The sequence below is a fragment of the Providencia sp. PROV272 genome, from assembly GCF_049901975.1.
GTDB lineage: Bacteria > Pseudomonadota > Gammaproteobacteria > Enterobacterales > Enterobacteriaceae > Providencia > Providencia stuartii.
The window spans coordinates 643,712-659,335 of the sequence record NZ_CP096291.1; the positions used below are offsets into that span (position 1 = coordinate 643,712).

Consider the following 15,624-nt stretch of genomic DNA (forward strand, 5'->3'; position numbering starts at 1 on the left):
ATTGTGTAAAGCAAAAAAATTGAGCCTCGGAGTAAAAACTCCCTTGAAAATGAAATATTGAGCCTCATATAGATTGGTAATGAAATTGAACAAAAAAGAATTCCTTTGGAGGCGTTTTAGATGGGTAAAATTATTGGTATCGACTTGGGTACAACTAACTCATGCGTTGCAATTATGGATGGCACAGCTGCTCGTGTTCTTGAGAACAGCGAGGGTGATCGTACTACTCCTTCCATCATTGCGTACACACAAGACGGTGAAATTTTGGTCGGTCAGCCAGCAAAACGTCAGGCAGTGACTAACCCTGAAAATACATTATTTGCGATCAAACGTCTGATCGGCCGTCGTTTCCAAGACGAAGAAGTTCAGCGCGACGTGGCTATTATGCCATACAAAATTATTGCGGCAGATAACGGCGATGCTTGGTTAGATGTAAAAGGCCAAAAAATGGCTCCACCACAAGTTTCGGCTGAAGTTCTGAAAAAAATGAAAAAAACAGCAGAAGATTACTTGGGTGAGCCAGTAACAGAAGCTGTTATTACTGTTCCTGCATACTTTAACGATGCTCAGCGTCAAGCGACAAAAGATGCTGGCCGTATTGCTGGTCTTGATGTTAAGCGTATCATCAACGAACCAACAGCCGCAGCATTGGCTTATGGCTTAGATAAAGAAGTGGGTAACCGTACTATCGCAGTTTATGACTTAGGTGGTGGTACATTTGACCTATCAATCATCGAAATTGATGAAGTTGATGGTGAAAAAACATATGAAGTGCTGGCAACCAATGGTGATACTCACTTAGGTGGTGAAGACTTCGATAACCGTTTGATCAACTACTTAGTTGAAGAATTCAAAAAAGACCAAGGTGTTGACCTACGTAATGACCCGCTGGCAATGCAACGTCTGAAAGAAGCGGCTGAGAAAGCGAAAATCGAACTTTCTTCTGCACAGCAAACAGATGTTAACCTGCCGTACATTACAGCAGATGCAACAGGTCCTAAACACATGAACATCAAAGTGACTCGTGCGAAATTAGAGTCACTGGTAGAAGATTTAGTTAAACGTACCATGGAGCCTGTTAAGGTTGCGCTACAAGACGCTGGCCTAAGCGTAAATGACATCAACGATGTTATTTTGGTTGGTGGTCAAATCCGTATGCCTTTGGTACAAAAAGCAGTTGCTGATTTCTTTGGGAAAGAACCACGTAAAGACGTGAACCCAGATGAAGCCGTTGCAATAGGTGCAGCAGTTCAAGGTGGTGTGTTAGCGGGTGATGTTAAAGACGTGCTGTTACTTGACGTAACGCCACTGTCTTTAGGTATCGAAACAATGGGTGGCGTGATGACTCCGTTAATTCCGAAGAACACCACTATCCCAACGAAACATAGCCAAGTGTTCTCAACAGCAGAAGACAACCAAGCTGCAGTAACAATCCATGTTCTGCAAGGTGAACGTAAGCGTGCCGGTGATAACAAATCACTGGGTCAGTTTAACTTAGATGGTATTCAACCAGCACCGCGTGGTATGCCACAAATCGAAGTTACGTTTGATATCGATGCTGATGGTATCTTGCATGTATCAGCGAAAGATAAAAACAGTGGTCGTGAGCAAAACATTACCATTAAGGCTTCTTCCGGTCTGAACGACGAGGAAATCGAAAAAATGGTACGTGACGCGGAAGCGAACGCTGAAGCAGACCGTAAATTTGAAGAGTTAGTTCAGGTTCGTAACCAAGCTGACCAACTGATTCACGGTACGCGTAAGCAAATTGAAGAAGCAGGCGATAAACTGCCAGCAGAAGATAAAGCGAATATCGAAAAAGCAACATCTGAGCTAGAAGTAGCAATCAAAGGCGAAGATAAAGCAGATATCGAAGCGAAGATCCAAGCTTTAGTAACTGCTTCAGCTAAACTTCTGGAAATTGCACAACAACAAGCTCAAGCTGGCTCAGCAAATGCTGGCGCAGGCGCAGAAGCGAAGAAAGATGACGATGTTGTTGATGCTGAGTTCGAAGAAGTTAACGATAAAGACAAAAAATAATGCCCTTAGCGGGCGCAGTGACCTTGCTAATGGTTATTAATGGTTACTGATACCGAACACGGGCGTCGAGGAAACTCCACGCCCGTGTCGGCATGTTAAGGGTAAAATAAATGGCGAAAAGAGATTTTTATGAGGTCTTAGGCCTCGAAAAAAATGCTTCAGATAAAGACATCAAACGCGCATATAAGCGTTTAGCAATGAAGTATCATCCTGACCGTAATCAGGATAAAAAAGATGAAGCAGAAGCTCAATTTAAAGAGATAAAAGAAGCTTACGAAGTCCTGTCCGATGAGCAGAAGCGCGCAGCTTACGACCAGTATGGCCATGCTGCCTTTGAGCAAGGTGGCATGGGCGGCGGCGGTTTTGGCGGCGGTGCTGATTTTAGCGATATCTTTGGTGACGTCTTCGGTGATATTTTTGGAGGCGGCCGCAGACAGCAGCGCCCAAGCCGTGGTTCTGATTTACAGTACAACATGGAGCTGACCCTTGAAGAGGCTGTCCGTGGAGTGACCAAAGAGATCCGTATCCCAGCTTTGGAAACCTGTGATGTCTGCCATGGTAATGGTGCTAAACCGGGAACCAGCGTAGATACTTGCCCAACATGTCATGGTATGGGTCAGGTACACATGCGTCAGGGCTTCTTCTCTGTACAGCAACCTTGTCCAACGTGTCATGGCCGAGGCAAAATTATTAAAGATCCATGCAACAAGTGTCATGGTCATGGCCGCGTTGAACGCTATAAGACCCTATCAGTGAAAATCCCAGCAGGGGTAGATACTGGCGACCGTGTTCGTTTATCCGGTGAAGGTGAAGCTGGGGAAAATGGGGCACCAGCAGGGGATCTGTTTGTTCAAGTTCGTGTGTTACCACACAGTATTTTTGAACGTGATGGCAACAACTTACATTGCGAAGTTCCGATTAACTTTGCGGTTGCGGCATTAGGTGGTGAAATAGAAGTCCCGACCCTTGATGGTCGCGTCAAACTGAAAATCCCAGCAGAGACCCAAACCGGTAAAATTTTCCGCATGAAAGGCAAAGGCGTGAAATCTGTCCGTGGTGGTATGCAGGGTGATCTCATGTGCCATATTGTCGTTGAAACACCAGTTAAATTGAATGAGAAGCAAAAAGAGCTACTCAAAGAGTTTGGAGAATCACTCGGTGGTACGAGTGGCGAAAAGAATAGCCCACGCTCAAAAAGCTTTTTAGACGGCGTGAAGAAATTCTTTGATGACCTAACTAACAAATAATAAATTAAATGGCCCGCTTAGTTGCGGGCTTTTTTTTGAGATTAGTGCCTTTCTTTGTATTAATGGCTCAGCTTCGCGAGTAACACACCAGCTAAAATAATCACACAAGCAGTAACGCGCATGAAGTTGAACCTCTCTTTTAAGAAAACGATAGATAAAAACATCGCGAAAAGTACGCTGGTTTCTCTTACCGCAGCAACCAAAACGATGGGGGCTTGGCTCATTGCCCAGATAGCAATGCCATAACTCACTAACTGCATTAATCCACCAATTAAACCAGAGCGCCAATACTGTTTGATACCTTGAAACAGGGTTTTTTGATATTTCAAAGCGCCCGAGAGAGTAAGTACTATGCCGTTAAGCAAAAATAGCCATAACGTATACACGATAGGATCTTCGCTAGCCCGAGAGCCTTGCCCATCGGATAAGGTATAGCAGGCGGTAAAAAAAGCAGTGCACAGTGCGTAACAGAGTGCTTTTCCTGTGATATTGAGCGTCAGCTTTCTTCCGGCAAACGCAATAATAATCACCCCACTCATAATGAATAGGAGCCCAAGTAGCCCAATTAAAGAGATCATTTCATGGAAGATTAGCAAACTGAGCAAGGCAGTAATAAGCGGTGCAGAACCTCGAGAAATGGGATATATCTGCCCTAAATCACCATGTGTATAGGCTTGGCTTAAAAAATAGGCATAGCCAAGATGAAAAAGGAGTGATAAGGCTAACCAAGGTATGGCATGAACGGAAGGCAACCCCAACACAAACAGTGCCGGTATTGCTAACACCGCAGAAAATAATGAGATCATGACTAAACCGAAAAAACGGTCATTACCGAATTTTACGATGGCGTTCCAACTGGCGTGACAAAATGCTGCAAATAATACAGCGAGCAAAACATAGGTTGTCATAATACGAATAGGTGAAATAGGTTGTCATTCAGTATTACGTAATGAGGCTTTTTTGTGAAGGGCTTACGAGGTTGATTGTCACTCACTGGATGGTGAAGCTTTATTTTGTGAGCCGGCACGAAAAAGAGCGTTTACTCTAAAAAAGTGGCTAGTGGTTGATCTGTTAAGCATATTATCTTAAAAAACGGGATGTGTACTGCGACTGCGTAAAAAGAAAAATATGGATTCAAATAAATTTGTCTATATTTAAATTTAACAGTAATTAAACAAAAAGAGTGAGTAATTTCTCATATTGCTCGAGAATATCGAATCATTACTGATAAATAAACGACTTTTTACGAACTAATGATTAGCATAATATTAACACTCTGTTTATTTTGGGGTTAAATATATGACAGCAATCATCCGTAAATTTTTAAGGTTAGAAGCAGCGGGAGGGCTACTCCTAATTATTGCTGCCATAGTCGCATTAATTATGGCGAATTCGCCAGCTCAGGGACTATACCAGCAGTTTTTAGATATACCTATCTCCGTTAAGATCTCATCACTAGAGCTCGATAAGCCATTAATTCTATGGATTAATGATTTTTTGATGGCGATTTTCTTTCTTGTCGTCGGTCTTGAGGTTAAACGAGAACTGCTTGAGGGGTCGCTTGCAGGGAAAGATAAAGCTATTTTTCCTGCTGTTGCAGCGCTAGGTGGGATGTTAGCACCTGCACTCATTTATTTGCTGTTTAATGGCGCTGATGATATTACACGCCAAGGTTGGGCAATACCCGCAGCAACAGACATCGCCTTCGCCCTAGGGGTTATGGCGCTTTTAGGTAAGCGAGTGCCAACAGAGTTAAAAGTCTTTTTATTGGCACTAGCGATTATTGATGACCTTGGTGTCATTGTGATTATCGCATTCTTCTATACCAGTTCGTTATCTTTAGTCGCGCTTGGTTTAGCGGCTTTATGTGTGGCATTACTGGTTATCATGAATTGGCGGCGAGTTGAAAATACCGCAGCTTATTTAGTTATCGGGCTGATCCTTTGGGTTTGTATTCTTAAATCAGGCGTGCATGCAACTCTCGCGGGGGTCATTGTCGGTTTCTTGATACCACTGCATGGCACAAATAATACAAAACCGTCAGAAGAGCTTGAGCATGTGCTACACCCTTGGGTTGCTTATATGATTTTACCGATATTTGCTTTTGCCAACTCAGGTGTTCAATTAAACGGCGTCACGTTTGATGGATTGATGAGTACATTACCTTTAGGGATTGCGGCAGGTTTACTTTTTGGTAAGCCTTTAGGGATTTTTCTCTTTAGTTGGGTTTCGGTAAAACTTGGGTTTGCAAAATTACCTGAGTCCATTAATTTGAGGCAAGTATTCGCAGTATCTGTTTTATGTGGAATCGGTTTTACTATGTCTATCTTTATTACCGGACTGGCATTTGATGGGTTGGATGATAGCTATAGTACCTATTCAAGACTAGGAATTTTACTTGGATCAACATTAGCTGCCTTTTTAGGTTACTTTTTGTTAAAGGTAGTGTTACCGAAACCTCAACAAAAATAGTGATTGTCTGAATTCCAATAAATTCAGAAATAAATAGTAAGAAATTCCGAGTTAATGGACTATGATATACCCGCAACACACCTTTTTTGTGTTGTGGGTATATCTATATAACTCCTGCAAAAGGAGCAGTGAAAAATAGTATGGTCAGTATTGATTATTATTGGCGGTACAGAAGGAATCGATATGCGGGTTTCACACCTTAATTTTAACCACCTTTATTATTTTTGGCATGTCTGTAAAGAAGGGTCTGTCGTTGGGGCAGCTGAAGCGTTGTATTTAACCCCTCAAACCATTACCGGGCAAATAAAAGCATTAGAAGAGCGGCTAGGCGGTAAATTATTTAAGCGCCAAGGGCGCGGTTTAGTTCCCTCAGAGCTTGGGCAACTCATTTTTCGCTACGCTGACAAAATGTTTATGTTAAGCCAAGAAATGCTTGATATTGTCAATTATAGCCGAGAATCAAATTTGTTGTTTGATGTCGGTGTTGCTGATGCCTTATCGAAACAGTTAGTAAGTCGAGTTTTAGAAACGGCGGTCGTTGAACATGAGCAGATCCATCTTCGCTGCTTTGAATCGACTCATGAAATGTTGCTTGAGCAACTGAGCCAACACAAACTTGATATGATTTTATCTGATTGCCCAGTCGATTCATCACAGCAAGAAGGCCTATTTTCTGTGAAGTTAGGCGAGTGCAGTGTGAGTTTCTTTTGCCGCGACCCTGCACCTAAAAAGCCATTCCCTGAATGTTTAGAAGAGCGTCGTTTGCTGATCCCAGGTCGCCGTTCAATGTTAGGACGCCACTTATTGACTTGGATCCGTAATAAGAATTTGCAAGTTGAAGTACTTGGTGAATTTGATGATGCTGCTTTAATGAAAGCCTTTGGTATGCATCACAATGCAATCTTTGTTGCTCCCTCATTATATGCCGCGGATATTTTGGGAGGGGAGGATGTTATCGAACTCGGTCGGTTAGATAGCGTTAAAGAAGAGTATTTTGTCATTTTTGCGGAACGCATGATCCAACATCCTGCGGTTCAGCGTGTCTGTAACAAAGATTTTTCCAATCTGTTCTCAGCGCCATTTGATAAGCTTGAGAAAAAAGTTTAACAGACAAAAAAACCGGCAGAAGCCGGTTTTTTTAGCTAATCAAGAAGCAAAATTACATAGCTTTGATTTGAGCTGCTAAGTTAGCTTTATGACGCGCTGCTTTGTTTTTGTGGATCAGGCCTTTAGTGGCGTGACGATCAACAATAGGTTGCATGTCATTGAATGCTTTCTGAGCCGCTTCTTTATCGCCAGCAGCGATAGCAAGGTAAACTTTCTTGATAAAAGTACGCACCATAGAACGACGGCTAGCGTTGTGCTGACGACGTTTCTCAGATTGTATAGCGCGTTTCTTAGCTGATTTGATATTAGCCAAGGTCCAACTCCCAAATGTATTCTATTGAGGACAATTCAAAGGTCGAGGAATATGCCCTTTCGCCCTTCATTTGTCAATGGATTTGTGCAAATAAACGTCGTGTACATCGACGTAAGTGCGTTTGTGAATGGTGCAAGATTCTACCAGCAAATGCTAGAGGAATACAGATCTTCACGCGAAAAAAAAGCGTATTTGATGGCACATAATAAAAAATTTTTTTACTGAAAAAATTTTTGAGTTGAAGATAATAGCAGTTAGTATAATTATCACGCAATAATTGTTTGTTTATTGGTCATTGAGAACAATGGCTTGCATAAGTCTGGACGAAAATCAGAAAAATTTACGATTTTTCGAGACCTCAGCGCAATTTTGTTGTATTGATAATCCATTGGTTATCCCTATATTTTGATCTTTATATTCAGCAACAGCTAAATTTTTTTCGTTAAAACCGCTTAGTCGGGGTTTTATTCAGGCTAAAACTGGGCTGTAACTTGTGTATTGATCAAAAAATGGCGATTGAATGAAACCTTTTACGAACTTGGGTTAACCTTAAGCGTCGTACAAGGTATAATCCAGCAATTTCCTCGGTATTGAGCCTGTTATGGAGCTAATTCGCGGTATACAAAATATCCGGGCGTGCCATCATGGTTGCGTGCTGACTATTGGTAATTTTGATGGTGTCCATCGTGGGCATCAGGTTTTACTTCAAAATTTGAAGCAAAAGGGTGAACAGTTGGGGTTACCCTCTGTCGTGATGATTTTTGAACCACAACCCCTTGAGTTTTTTATTGGTGATAAAGCGCCTGCTCGTTTGACGCGTCTGCGAGACAAAGTGAAATACTTGGCAGACAGTGGGATTGATTACCTACTGTGTGTTGAGTTTAACCAACATTTTGCCTCTTTAACGCCAGATGAGTTTGTCGCTGAACTACTGGTAAAAAAATTGGGCGTAAAATACCTCGCCATAGGCGATGATTTTCGTTTTGGTAAGAATCGTATGGGCGATTTTGCTTTCCTACAGCAAGCAGGTAGCCAGTATGGGTTTCAAGTCGCGGATACAGAAAGTTTTTGTGATTCGGGGTTGCGTATCAGTAGCACTGCGATTCGCAAAGCAATACAAGATAACGATCTGGCATTAGCAGAAACGTTATTAGGCCACCCATATCGTATCAGTGGGCGTGTTGTGCATGGAAACCAACTTGGGCGTACCATCGGTTTTCCAACGGCAAACCTGCCATTAAAACGATTAGTCACACCTGTGACGGGTGTGTATGCTGTAGAAGTTTACGGTTTAGGGGATAAGCCTTTGCCTGGTGTAGCAAATATAGGTACTAGGCCAACAGTATCTGGTAAAGGGCAGCAATTAGAAGTCCATCTGATTGATGCCAATATGGATTTATACGGACGTCATATTGATGTCGTGTTGCGTAAGAAATTACGCGACGAACAGCGGTTTGCTTCATTAGACGCACTTAAGGAGCAAATCGCTAAAGATGTGATTGCGGCTAGGGATTACTTAGCGGCAATAAATGTCAGATAATTTAGCGGAAAATGGAACTGAGAATCGATGAGTGACTATAAAAATACCCTGAATCTACCAGAAACAGGGTTTCCAATGCGTGGCGATCTCGCCAAACGCGAACCACAGATGTTAGAGCGCTGGTACAAAGAAGGTTTGTATCATGCTATCCGTAAAGCAAAATCGGGCAAAAAAACATTTATTCTGCACGATGGTCCTCCGTATGCTAACGGCAGTATTCATATTGGTCACTCAGTCAACAAAATTCTCAAAGACATTATTATTAAATCCAAAGGGCTGGCGGGCTTTGACTCCCCATACATCCCTGGTTGGGATTGCCATGGTTTACCTATTGAACATAAAGTTGAGCAAATAGTAGGCAAGCCAGGGGAAAAAGTTTCCGCCGCTGAATTCCGTGCACAATGCCGTCAATATGCTAAAGAGCAAATTGAAGGCCAAAAAGCTGACTTTATTCGCCTTGGTGTTTTGGGTGAGTGGGATAAGCCGTATCTGACGATGGACTTCAAAACAGAAGCAAACATTATCAGAGCATTGGCGAAAACTATCGCTAATGGTCACCTAGTGAAAGGGGCAAAACCAGTTCACTGGTGTACTGCTTGTGGGTCTTCACTTGCTGAAGCAGAAGTTGAATACTATGACAAAACGTCACCATCTATCTACGTTCGTTTCCCTGCCGTAGATAGCAACGCGGTGTACGAAAAATTTGGCGTAGTGGGTGATAAAACGCCAGCGCTAGTCATTTGGACCACAACGCCTTGGACGTTACCAGCTAACCGTGCTATCTCACTGAACCCTGAGTTTAAATACCAGTTGGTTGAAGCCAATGGCGAAGTCGTTATCCTTGCGGCTGATCTCGTTGAAGATGTCATGAAAACAGTGGGCATTGAGTCATGGAAAGTGCTGAGCGAATGTGAAGGCAGTGCCCTTGAATTATTGCGCTTCGAGCATCCATTTATGGGCTTTGATGTGCCTGCTATTTTAGGGGATCACGTTACTCTAGATGCCGGTACAGGGGCAGTGCATACCGCCCCAGGTCATGGTCCAGAAGACTATGTAGTCGGTCAAAAATATGGCCTAGAAACTGCAAACCCAGTAGGTCCAGATGGTTGCTTCCTTGCGAATACCTATCCAACCTTGGATGGTGTGTTCATCTTCAAAGCTAACGATGTCATCGTTGAGTTACTGAAAGAAAAAGGCGCATTGCTGTATAAGCAAGCTATTTCACATAGCTATCCATGCTGTTGGCGTCATAAAACCCCAGTCATTTTCCGTGCTACACCACAATGGTTTATTGGCATGGATAAGAATGGCTTGCGTGAGCAATCACTAAAAGAGATTGATATCGTTCAGTGGATCCCAGGTTGGGGTCGTGCACGTATCGAATCAATGGTTGAAAACCGCCCTGACTGGTGTATCTCGCGTCAACGTACGTGGGGAACACCAATGTCACTGTTTGTGCATAAAGAGACCGAAGAGTTACATCCTCGCACGTTGGAGTTGATGGAAGAAGTCGCTAAACGTGTTGAAGTTGATGGTATTCAAGCATGGTGGGATCTGGATGCTGCTGAGCTATTAGGTGATGAAGCTGAAATCTACCGTAAAGTGCCAGACACACTGGATGTATGGTTTGATTCAGGGTCGACACATTTTGCCGTTGTGGATGCACGTCCTGAGTATCACGGCAATTCAGCGGATATGTACCTTGAAGGTTCAGACCAACATCGTGGTTGGTTTATGTCTTCATTGATGCTCTCAACGGCAATGAAAGGCAAAGCACCTTATCGTCAAGTACTGACTCATGGCTTTACTGTCGATGGTCAAGGCCGCAAGATGTCTAAATCTTTAGGTAACACAATTAGCCCACAGGATGTGATGAACAAACTGGGTGCTGATATTTTACGTCTATGGGTGGCATCTACCGATTACACTGGTGAAATTGCGGTATCGGATGAGATCTTAAAACGTGCGGCAGACTCTTATCGCCGTATTCGTAACACTGCACGTTTCTTACTGGCTAACCTGAACGGCTTTAACCCTGAAACTGATATGGTTAAACCTGAAGAGATGGTGGTGTTAGATAGATGGGCAGTAGGGCGTGCACTTGAGGCTCAAAAAGAGATCACTAAAGCCTATGATGAATATGACTTCTTGTCAGTCATTCAGCGCCTTATGCATTTCTGCTCTATCGAAATGGGCTCATTCTATCTGGATATCATTAAAGATCGCCAGTATACCGCGAAGAGTGATAGCCTTGCTCGTCGTAGCTGCCAAACAGCGTTATTCCATATTGCGGAAGCCTTGGTTCGTTGGATTGCACCAATACTGTCGTTCACTGCGGATGAAATTTGGAACGAGCTGCCAGGTGAGCGTGCTAAGTTTGTATTAACCGAAGAGTGGTATGACGCATTATTTGGTTTGGCAGAAACAGAAAGCATGAATGATGATTTCTGGGCTGAGCTACTTGCTGTTCGTGGTGAAGTTAACAAAGTTCTTGAGCAAGCACGTGCAGATAAACATATCGGTGGCTCATTAGAGGCCTCTGTCACCTTGTATGCGGATAAAGCGCTTGCAGAGAAGCTCAATAGCTTAGCGGATGAGCTCCGTTTTGTGTTGTTGACCTCTCAAGTACGAGTTGCTGATATTGCTGAGGCACCAGCGAATGCACAACAATCAGAGCTAAGTGGCTTGAAAATTGGCTTTAGCAAGGCTGCTGGTGAGAAATGTCCTCGCTGCTGGCACTATGCTAATGATGTAGGTTCCGTTGCTGATCACCCTGAATTGTGTGGTCGCTGTGTCACTAACGTAGCCGGAAACGGTGAAATACGTAAGTTTGCATAATAATGAAGAGACCTATTTGTTCTACTGGGTTACGTTGGTTGTGGTTAACCGTTGTGCTGATTGCATTGGATTTAGGCATTAAACAGTTAGTCTTGAAAGAGATGAACCTGTATGAGCCACATCCAATCATGCCTTACCTCAACTTGATGTATGCACAAAACTTTGGTGCCGCATTTAGTTTTCTTGCTGATGAGGGAGGCTGGCAACGTTGGTTCTTTGCTGGCATCGCGGTGACGATATCTGTCATTTTAATGGTAATGATGTATCGCCAAAGCGCGCAAAAACGACTAAGCAATATCGCTTATGCGTTGATTATCAGTGGAGCAATTGGCAATCTGAGTGATCGTTTAATACATGGCTTTGTCATTGATTATATTGATTTTTATATAGGCAATTGGCATTACCCAACATTTAACCTTGCAGATGTTACGATTTGTATTGGTGCCGCTTTAGTGATCTTAGAAGGCTTCTTGCCTGACAAGGACAAAAAGAAAGCAAATTAACTGATATAATAACCCTCAGCCCGGTTCTGCCGGGCTGATTTTTATAATAGAAATAGGTTCGATTTATGTCTACTCAGGTACAACCACAAAGCGCGGTATTGTTGCATTTTACGTTGAAACTAGAAGATGGTTCGACAGCCGATTCTTCCCATAGTCAGGGTAAACCTGCGTTGTTTAGTTTAGGGGATGGTTCACTTTCACCTGAATTAGAAGCGCAATTAGTTGGGCTGAATGTGGGTGAAAAGAAAAGTTTTTCATTACCGGGTGATACGGTCTTTGGTAAACATAATCCTGATTTAATTCAATACTTTTCTCTGCGTGATTTTACGGAAACAGGGATACCTGAGATTGGCACAATCATGCTTTTTACTGCAATGAATGGCAGTGAGATGCCTGGAGTAGTAAAATCAATAGAAGGTGAATCTGTGACGATTGATTTTAATCATCCGTTAGCAGAGCAACAAATCACTTTTGATATTGAAGTACTTGAGATTGACCCGCAATTGGAGAGTCAAAATGCAAATATTAATGGCTAACCCTCGTGGCTTTTGTGCAGGGGTAGACCGTGCGATCAGCATTGTAGAAAGAGCACTTGAGCTTTATGGTGCACCTATTTATGTACGCCATGAGGTTGTTCACAACCGTTATGTGGTAGATGATCTGCGTCAGCGCGGTGCTATTTTTATTGAAGAGATCTCTGAAGTTCCCGATGGCTCGATCCTGATTTTTTCTGCTCATGGCGTCTCTCAAGCTATTCGTCAAGAAGCGCGCTCACGTGATCTGACGATGTTATTTGATGCGACTTGTCCATTGGTGACCAAAGTGCATATGGAAGTGGCGCGTGCTAGCCGAAAAGGCAAAGAAGCTATTTTGATTGGTCACGCAGGCCATCCAGAAGTAGAAGGTACCATGGGGCAGTACAGTAACCCAGAAGGTGGAATGTACCTTGTTGAAAGCCCAGAAGATGTCTGGAAGCTGCAAGTAAAAGACGAAAATAATTTGTGCTTTATGACCCAAACAACGCTCTCGGTTGATGATACCTCTGACGTTATTGATGCATTAACTCAACGTTTCCCAAGCATTGTTGGCCCGCGTAAAGATGATATCTGCTATGCGACGACCAATCGTCAAGAAGCAGCGCGTGAACTTGCTGAGCGTGCAGATATTGTGTTGGTTGTGGGGTCTAAAAATTCGTCAAACTCGAATCGTTTGGCGGAATTGGCTTCCCGAATGAAAAAACCAGCTTATCTCATCGATGGTGCTGAAGACATTAAAACAGAGTGGCTAGTCGATAAAAAAATTATCGGTTTGACTGCGGGAGCCTCAGCGCCTGATATTTTAGTTCGCCAAGTGATCGATAAACTGAAAGAGTTTGGCGCCGATGAGGTTGTAGAGCTTCAAGGCCGCGAAGAAAATATTGTGTTTGAAGTGCCTAAAGAGTTACGTGTTGAGGTTAAGCAAATTAGCTAATGGCAAGGCGCCTAGTTATTTATTATAGAATACCTCTGATCTGCCTAATAGAGGCAGGTTGGAGGCAACGCAGCGTTTTTGGAGTTTTCATTCGTGCCCAACAATACCGCCCATGCCGTTAATGTACTTTCTGTTTTTGATTTCGATGGCACATTAACATATCGTGACAGCTTTATCCCATTTTTAAAATTTGCGTTCGGGAAATATCGTTTTTCCCGCAAAATTATTAGATTGGTTTTGCCTACTTTGCAATGTGCTAGGCGCAAGCTCACGCGTGACGAATTAAAAGAAGTGCTGATTAAGACCTTTCTCACGGGGGTTGACGAGAAGTGGCTAAAAGAGAAAGCCGAACAATTTTGTAAGATTTATTGGACGAAATTGATGCGCCCTGAAGGGGTGTTAGGTGTTGCCGCTGAAGTTGAAAGTGGTGCTGAAGTGACGATTTGTTCCGCCTCACCATCTCTGGTCCTTAAGCCGTTTGCAAAAAGGTTAGGCATCAAGTTGATCAGTACTGAACTTGAAGTGGTGAATGGTAAATTAACGGGGAATTTGGTTGGCCAAAACTGCCGCCGTGAACAGAAAGTAAAACGTTTAGAGCAGGTATACGGTGACTTGGGTCAATATCACCTACGCGCTTGGGGTGATACTCGTGGGGATTTTGAATTATTGCAAGCTGCGCAAGACGCACACTGGCGCCATTTCCATAAAAAGCACTACCGATATAAACATAAACAGGTGGTTAGTAGAGACTGATTTTATTATCAGTCTCTTGGGAAAATAAAGTCATCAAGAGAGAGATGAGAGCTTGATGACTGCCAGTAATCTTTATAGATGAGGGCAGTGCTCATCTTAGTTAAGGTGAATTAGATATTGACACCGTGTTGAGCTGCTAATGCACTCAAGCCACCCGCGAAGCCTTGGCCTACCGCTTTGAATTTCCACTCGTTACCATGGCGATATAGCTCACCAAAAATCATTGCTGTTTCAGTTGACGCGTCTTCAGATAGGTCAAAACGTGCAATTTCAGCATTGGTATCGTTGTTGTAAACACGCATAAAGCTGTTGCTTACCATGCCAAAGTTTTGTTTACGTGTTTCTGCATCATAAATCGTGACAGAGAAAACCAGTTTTTTCACTTCAGCAGGAACTTTAGTCAGGTCGATTTTGACTTGTTCGTCATCACCGTCGCCTTCCCCAGTACGGTTATCGCCTTGGTGTTCAACAGAACCACATGGGCTTACTTTGTTGTTGAAGAAGATAAAATTTGCATCAGAGAGAACTTTACCGTCTTCTCCAACCATAAATACAGAAGCATCTAAATCAAAATCTGCGCCGTCAGTAACACGAGCATCCCATCCCAGACCGACCATAGCAACATTCATTGTCGGTGCTTCTTTAGTCAGGGATACATTACCACCTTTAACGAGGGAAACTGCCATATAAAGCTCCTTTGCTGTTGAAAATTGGTAGCGTTTTTTCGCTACCAATACTTATCACTGATTTTACTGATATCAAGATGCATTGATGCCGTATTGAGCGCATACAGAGGCTAGGCCACCTGCATAGCCTTGACCGACGGCACGGAATTTCCACTCATTGCTATGACGGTATAATTCACCGAATAGCATTGCCGTTTCCGTTGACGCGTCTTCAGTCAGGTCATAACGAGCGACTTCAATTTGGTTGTCATCATTGACTAAACGGATAAATGCACCAGAAACTTGGCCGAAACTTTGGCGACGAGCTTGTGCATCATGAATAGTGACAACGAAGATGATTTTATCGATGTCCGCTGGGATCAGGTCTAATTTGATTTTCAGCGCTTCATCGTCACCATCGCCTTCACCAGTACGGTTATCACCGGTATGAGTTACTGAGCCGTCGGCAGATGCTAGGTTGTTATAGAAAATAAAGTCTGCATCACCACGTACTTTTCCGTTAGCGGCTAATAAAAACGCAGAAGCATCTAAGTCAAAGTCCTGACCGTCTGTTGAACGAGCATCCCAGCCAAGTCCAACTAGGACGTTTTTCATCGTTGGTGCTGCTTTGCTTAACGAAACATTGCCGCCTTTAGATAGAGAAACGCTCATTGTT

Annotated in this window: 14 protein-coding genes; 10 read left to right on the forward strand and 4 right to left on the reverse strand. The window is 43.1% G+C overall.

What is annotated here, in order from left to right:
- The first annotated feature begins 120 nt into the window (after positions 1 to 120).
- A complete protein-coding gene (gene dnaK / locus M1E93_RS02810; protein WP_104873004.1) occupies positions 121 to 2,040 on the forward strand; it encodes a molecular chaperone DnaK in 1,920 nt (639 codons plus the stop codon).
- Between the two features lie 110 nt (positions 2,041 to 2,150).
- Positions 2,151 to 3,287, forward strand: coding sequence for a molecular chaperone DnaJ (dnaJ, locus tag M1E93_RS02815; RefSeq protein ID WP_004926754.1), 1,137 nt, complete (start codon positions 2,151 to 2,153; stop codon positions 3,285 to 3,287).
- A 59-nt stretch (positions 3,288 to 3,346) separates the two neighbouring features.
- On the opposite strand, the gene M1E93_RS02820 is transcribed toward dnaJ, so the two are convergent.
- On the reverse strand, positions 3,347 to 4,195 hold the full coding sequence (locus M1E93_RS02820) for an EamA family transporter (protein ID WP_104873003.1): 849 nt from the start codon (positions 4,193 to 4,195) through the stop codon (positions 3,347 to 3,349).
- Positions 4,196 to 4,586: 391 nt separating this feature from the next.
- Here M1E93_RS02820 and nhaA point away from each other — a divergent pair, with 391 nt between their 5' ends.
- The gene (nhaA, locus tag M1E93_RS02825) at positions 4,587 to 5,759 is read left to right on the forward strand and encodes a Na+/H+ antiporter NhaA (RefSeq protein WP_171830914.1); all 1,173 of its coding nucleotides are present in this window, start codon (positions 4,587 to 4,589) and stop codon (positions 5,757 to 5,759) included.
- A gap of 183 nt (positions 5,760 to 5,942) precedes the next feature.
- Positions 5,943 to 6,866 carry a transcriptional activator NhaR gene (gene nhaR, locus M1E93_RS02830; protein WP_014656815.1) on the forward strand — a complete coding sequence of 308 codons (924 nt, stop codon included), beginning with the start codon at positions 5,943 to 5,945 and terminating at the stop codon, positions 6,864 to 6,866.
- A 52-nt stretch (positions 6,867 to 6,918) separates the two neighbouring features.
- On the opposite strand, the gene rpsT is transcribed toward nhaR, so the two are convergent.
- A complete protein-coding gene (gene rpsT / locus M1E93_RS02835) occupies positions 6,919 to 7,179 on the reverse strand; it encodes a 30S ribosomal protein S20 (protein WP_014656814.1) in 261 nt (86 codons plus the stop codon).
- Between the two features lie 601 nt (positions 7,180 to 7,780).
- Here rpsT and ribF point away from each other — a divergent pair.
- The 6 genes from ribF to M1E93_RS02865 all read left to right on the forward strand — a co-directional run bounded on the left by ribF (position 7,781) and on the right by M1E93_RS02865 (position 14,283).
- A complete protein-coding gene (ribF, locus tag M1E93_RS02840; protein WP_004926774.1) occupies positions 7,781 to 8,719 on the forward strand; it encodes a bifunctional riboflavin kinase/FAD synthetase in 939 nt (312 codons plus the stop codon).
- 27 nt (positions 8,720 to 8,746) lie between these two features.
- A complete protein-coding gene (gene ileS, locus M1E93_RS02845) occupies positions 8,747 to 11,557 on the forward strand; it encodes an isoleucine--tRNA ligase (protein WP_004926779.1) in 2,811 nt (936 codons plus the stop codon).
- A 2-nt stretch (positions 11,558 to 11,559) separates the two neighbouring features.
- A complete protein-coding gene (gene lspA, locus M1E93_RS02850) occupies positions 11,560 to 12,060 on the forward strand; it encodes a signal peptidase II (RefSeq protein WP_014656811.1) in 501 nt (166 codons plus the stop codon).
- A 65-nt stretch (positions 12,061 to 12,125) separates the two neighbouring features.
- Positions 12,126 to 12,596, forward strand: coding sequence for an FKBP-type peptidyl-prolyl cis-trans isomerase (fkpB, locus tag M1E93_RS02855; RefSeq protein WP_004926787.1), 471 nt, complete (start codon positions 12,126 to 12,128; stop codon positions 12,594 to 12,596).
- The gene (gene ispH / locus M1E93_RS02860) at positions 12,577 to 13,530 is read left to right on the forward strand and encodes a 4-hydroxy-3-methylbut-2-enyl diphosphate reductase (protein WP_004926791.1); all 954 of its coding nucleotides are present in this window, start codon (positions 12,577 to 12,579) and stop codon (positions 13,528 to 13,530) included. The genes fkpB and ispH overlap by 20 nt, the downstream gene beginning before the upstream one ends.
- Before the next feature lie 93 nt (positions 13,531 to 13,623).
- The gene (locus M1E93_RS02865) at positions 13,624 to 14,283 is read left to right on the forward strand and encodes an HAD family hydrolase (RefSeq protein ID WP_004926796.1); all 660 of its coding nucleotides are present in this window, start codon (positions 13,624 to 13,626) and stop codon (positions 14,281 to 14,283) included.
- Positions 14,284 to 14,393: 110 nt separating this feature from the next.
- Here M1E93_RS02865 and M1E93_RS02870 read toward each other — a convergent pair whose 3' ends face one another.
- Entirely contained in the window at positions 14,394 to 14,969 is a 576-nt protein-coding gene (locus tag M1E93_RS02870) for a TerD family protein (protein WP_004926799.1), read from the reverse strand.
- Between the two features lie 72 nt (positions 14,970 to 15,041).
- Positions 15,042 to 15,620, reverse strand: coding sequence for a tellurium resistance membrane protein TerD (gene terD / locus M1E93_RS02875; protein ID WP_004926803.1), 579 nt, complete (start codon positions 15,618 to 15,620; stop codon positions 15,042 to 15,044).
- Between the last annotated feature and the right edge of the window lie 4 nt (positions 15,621 to 15,624).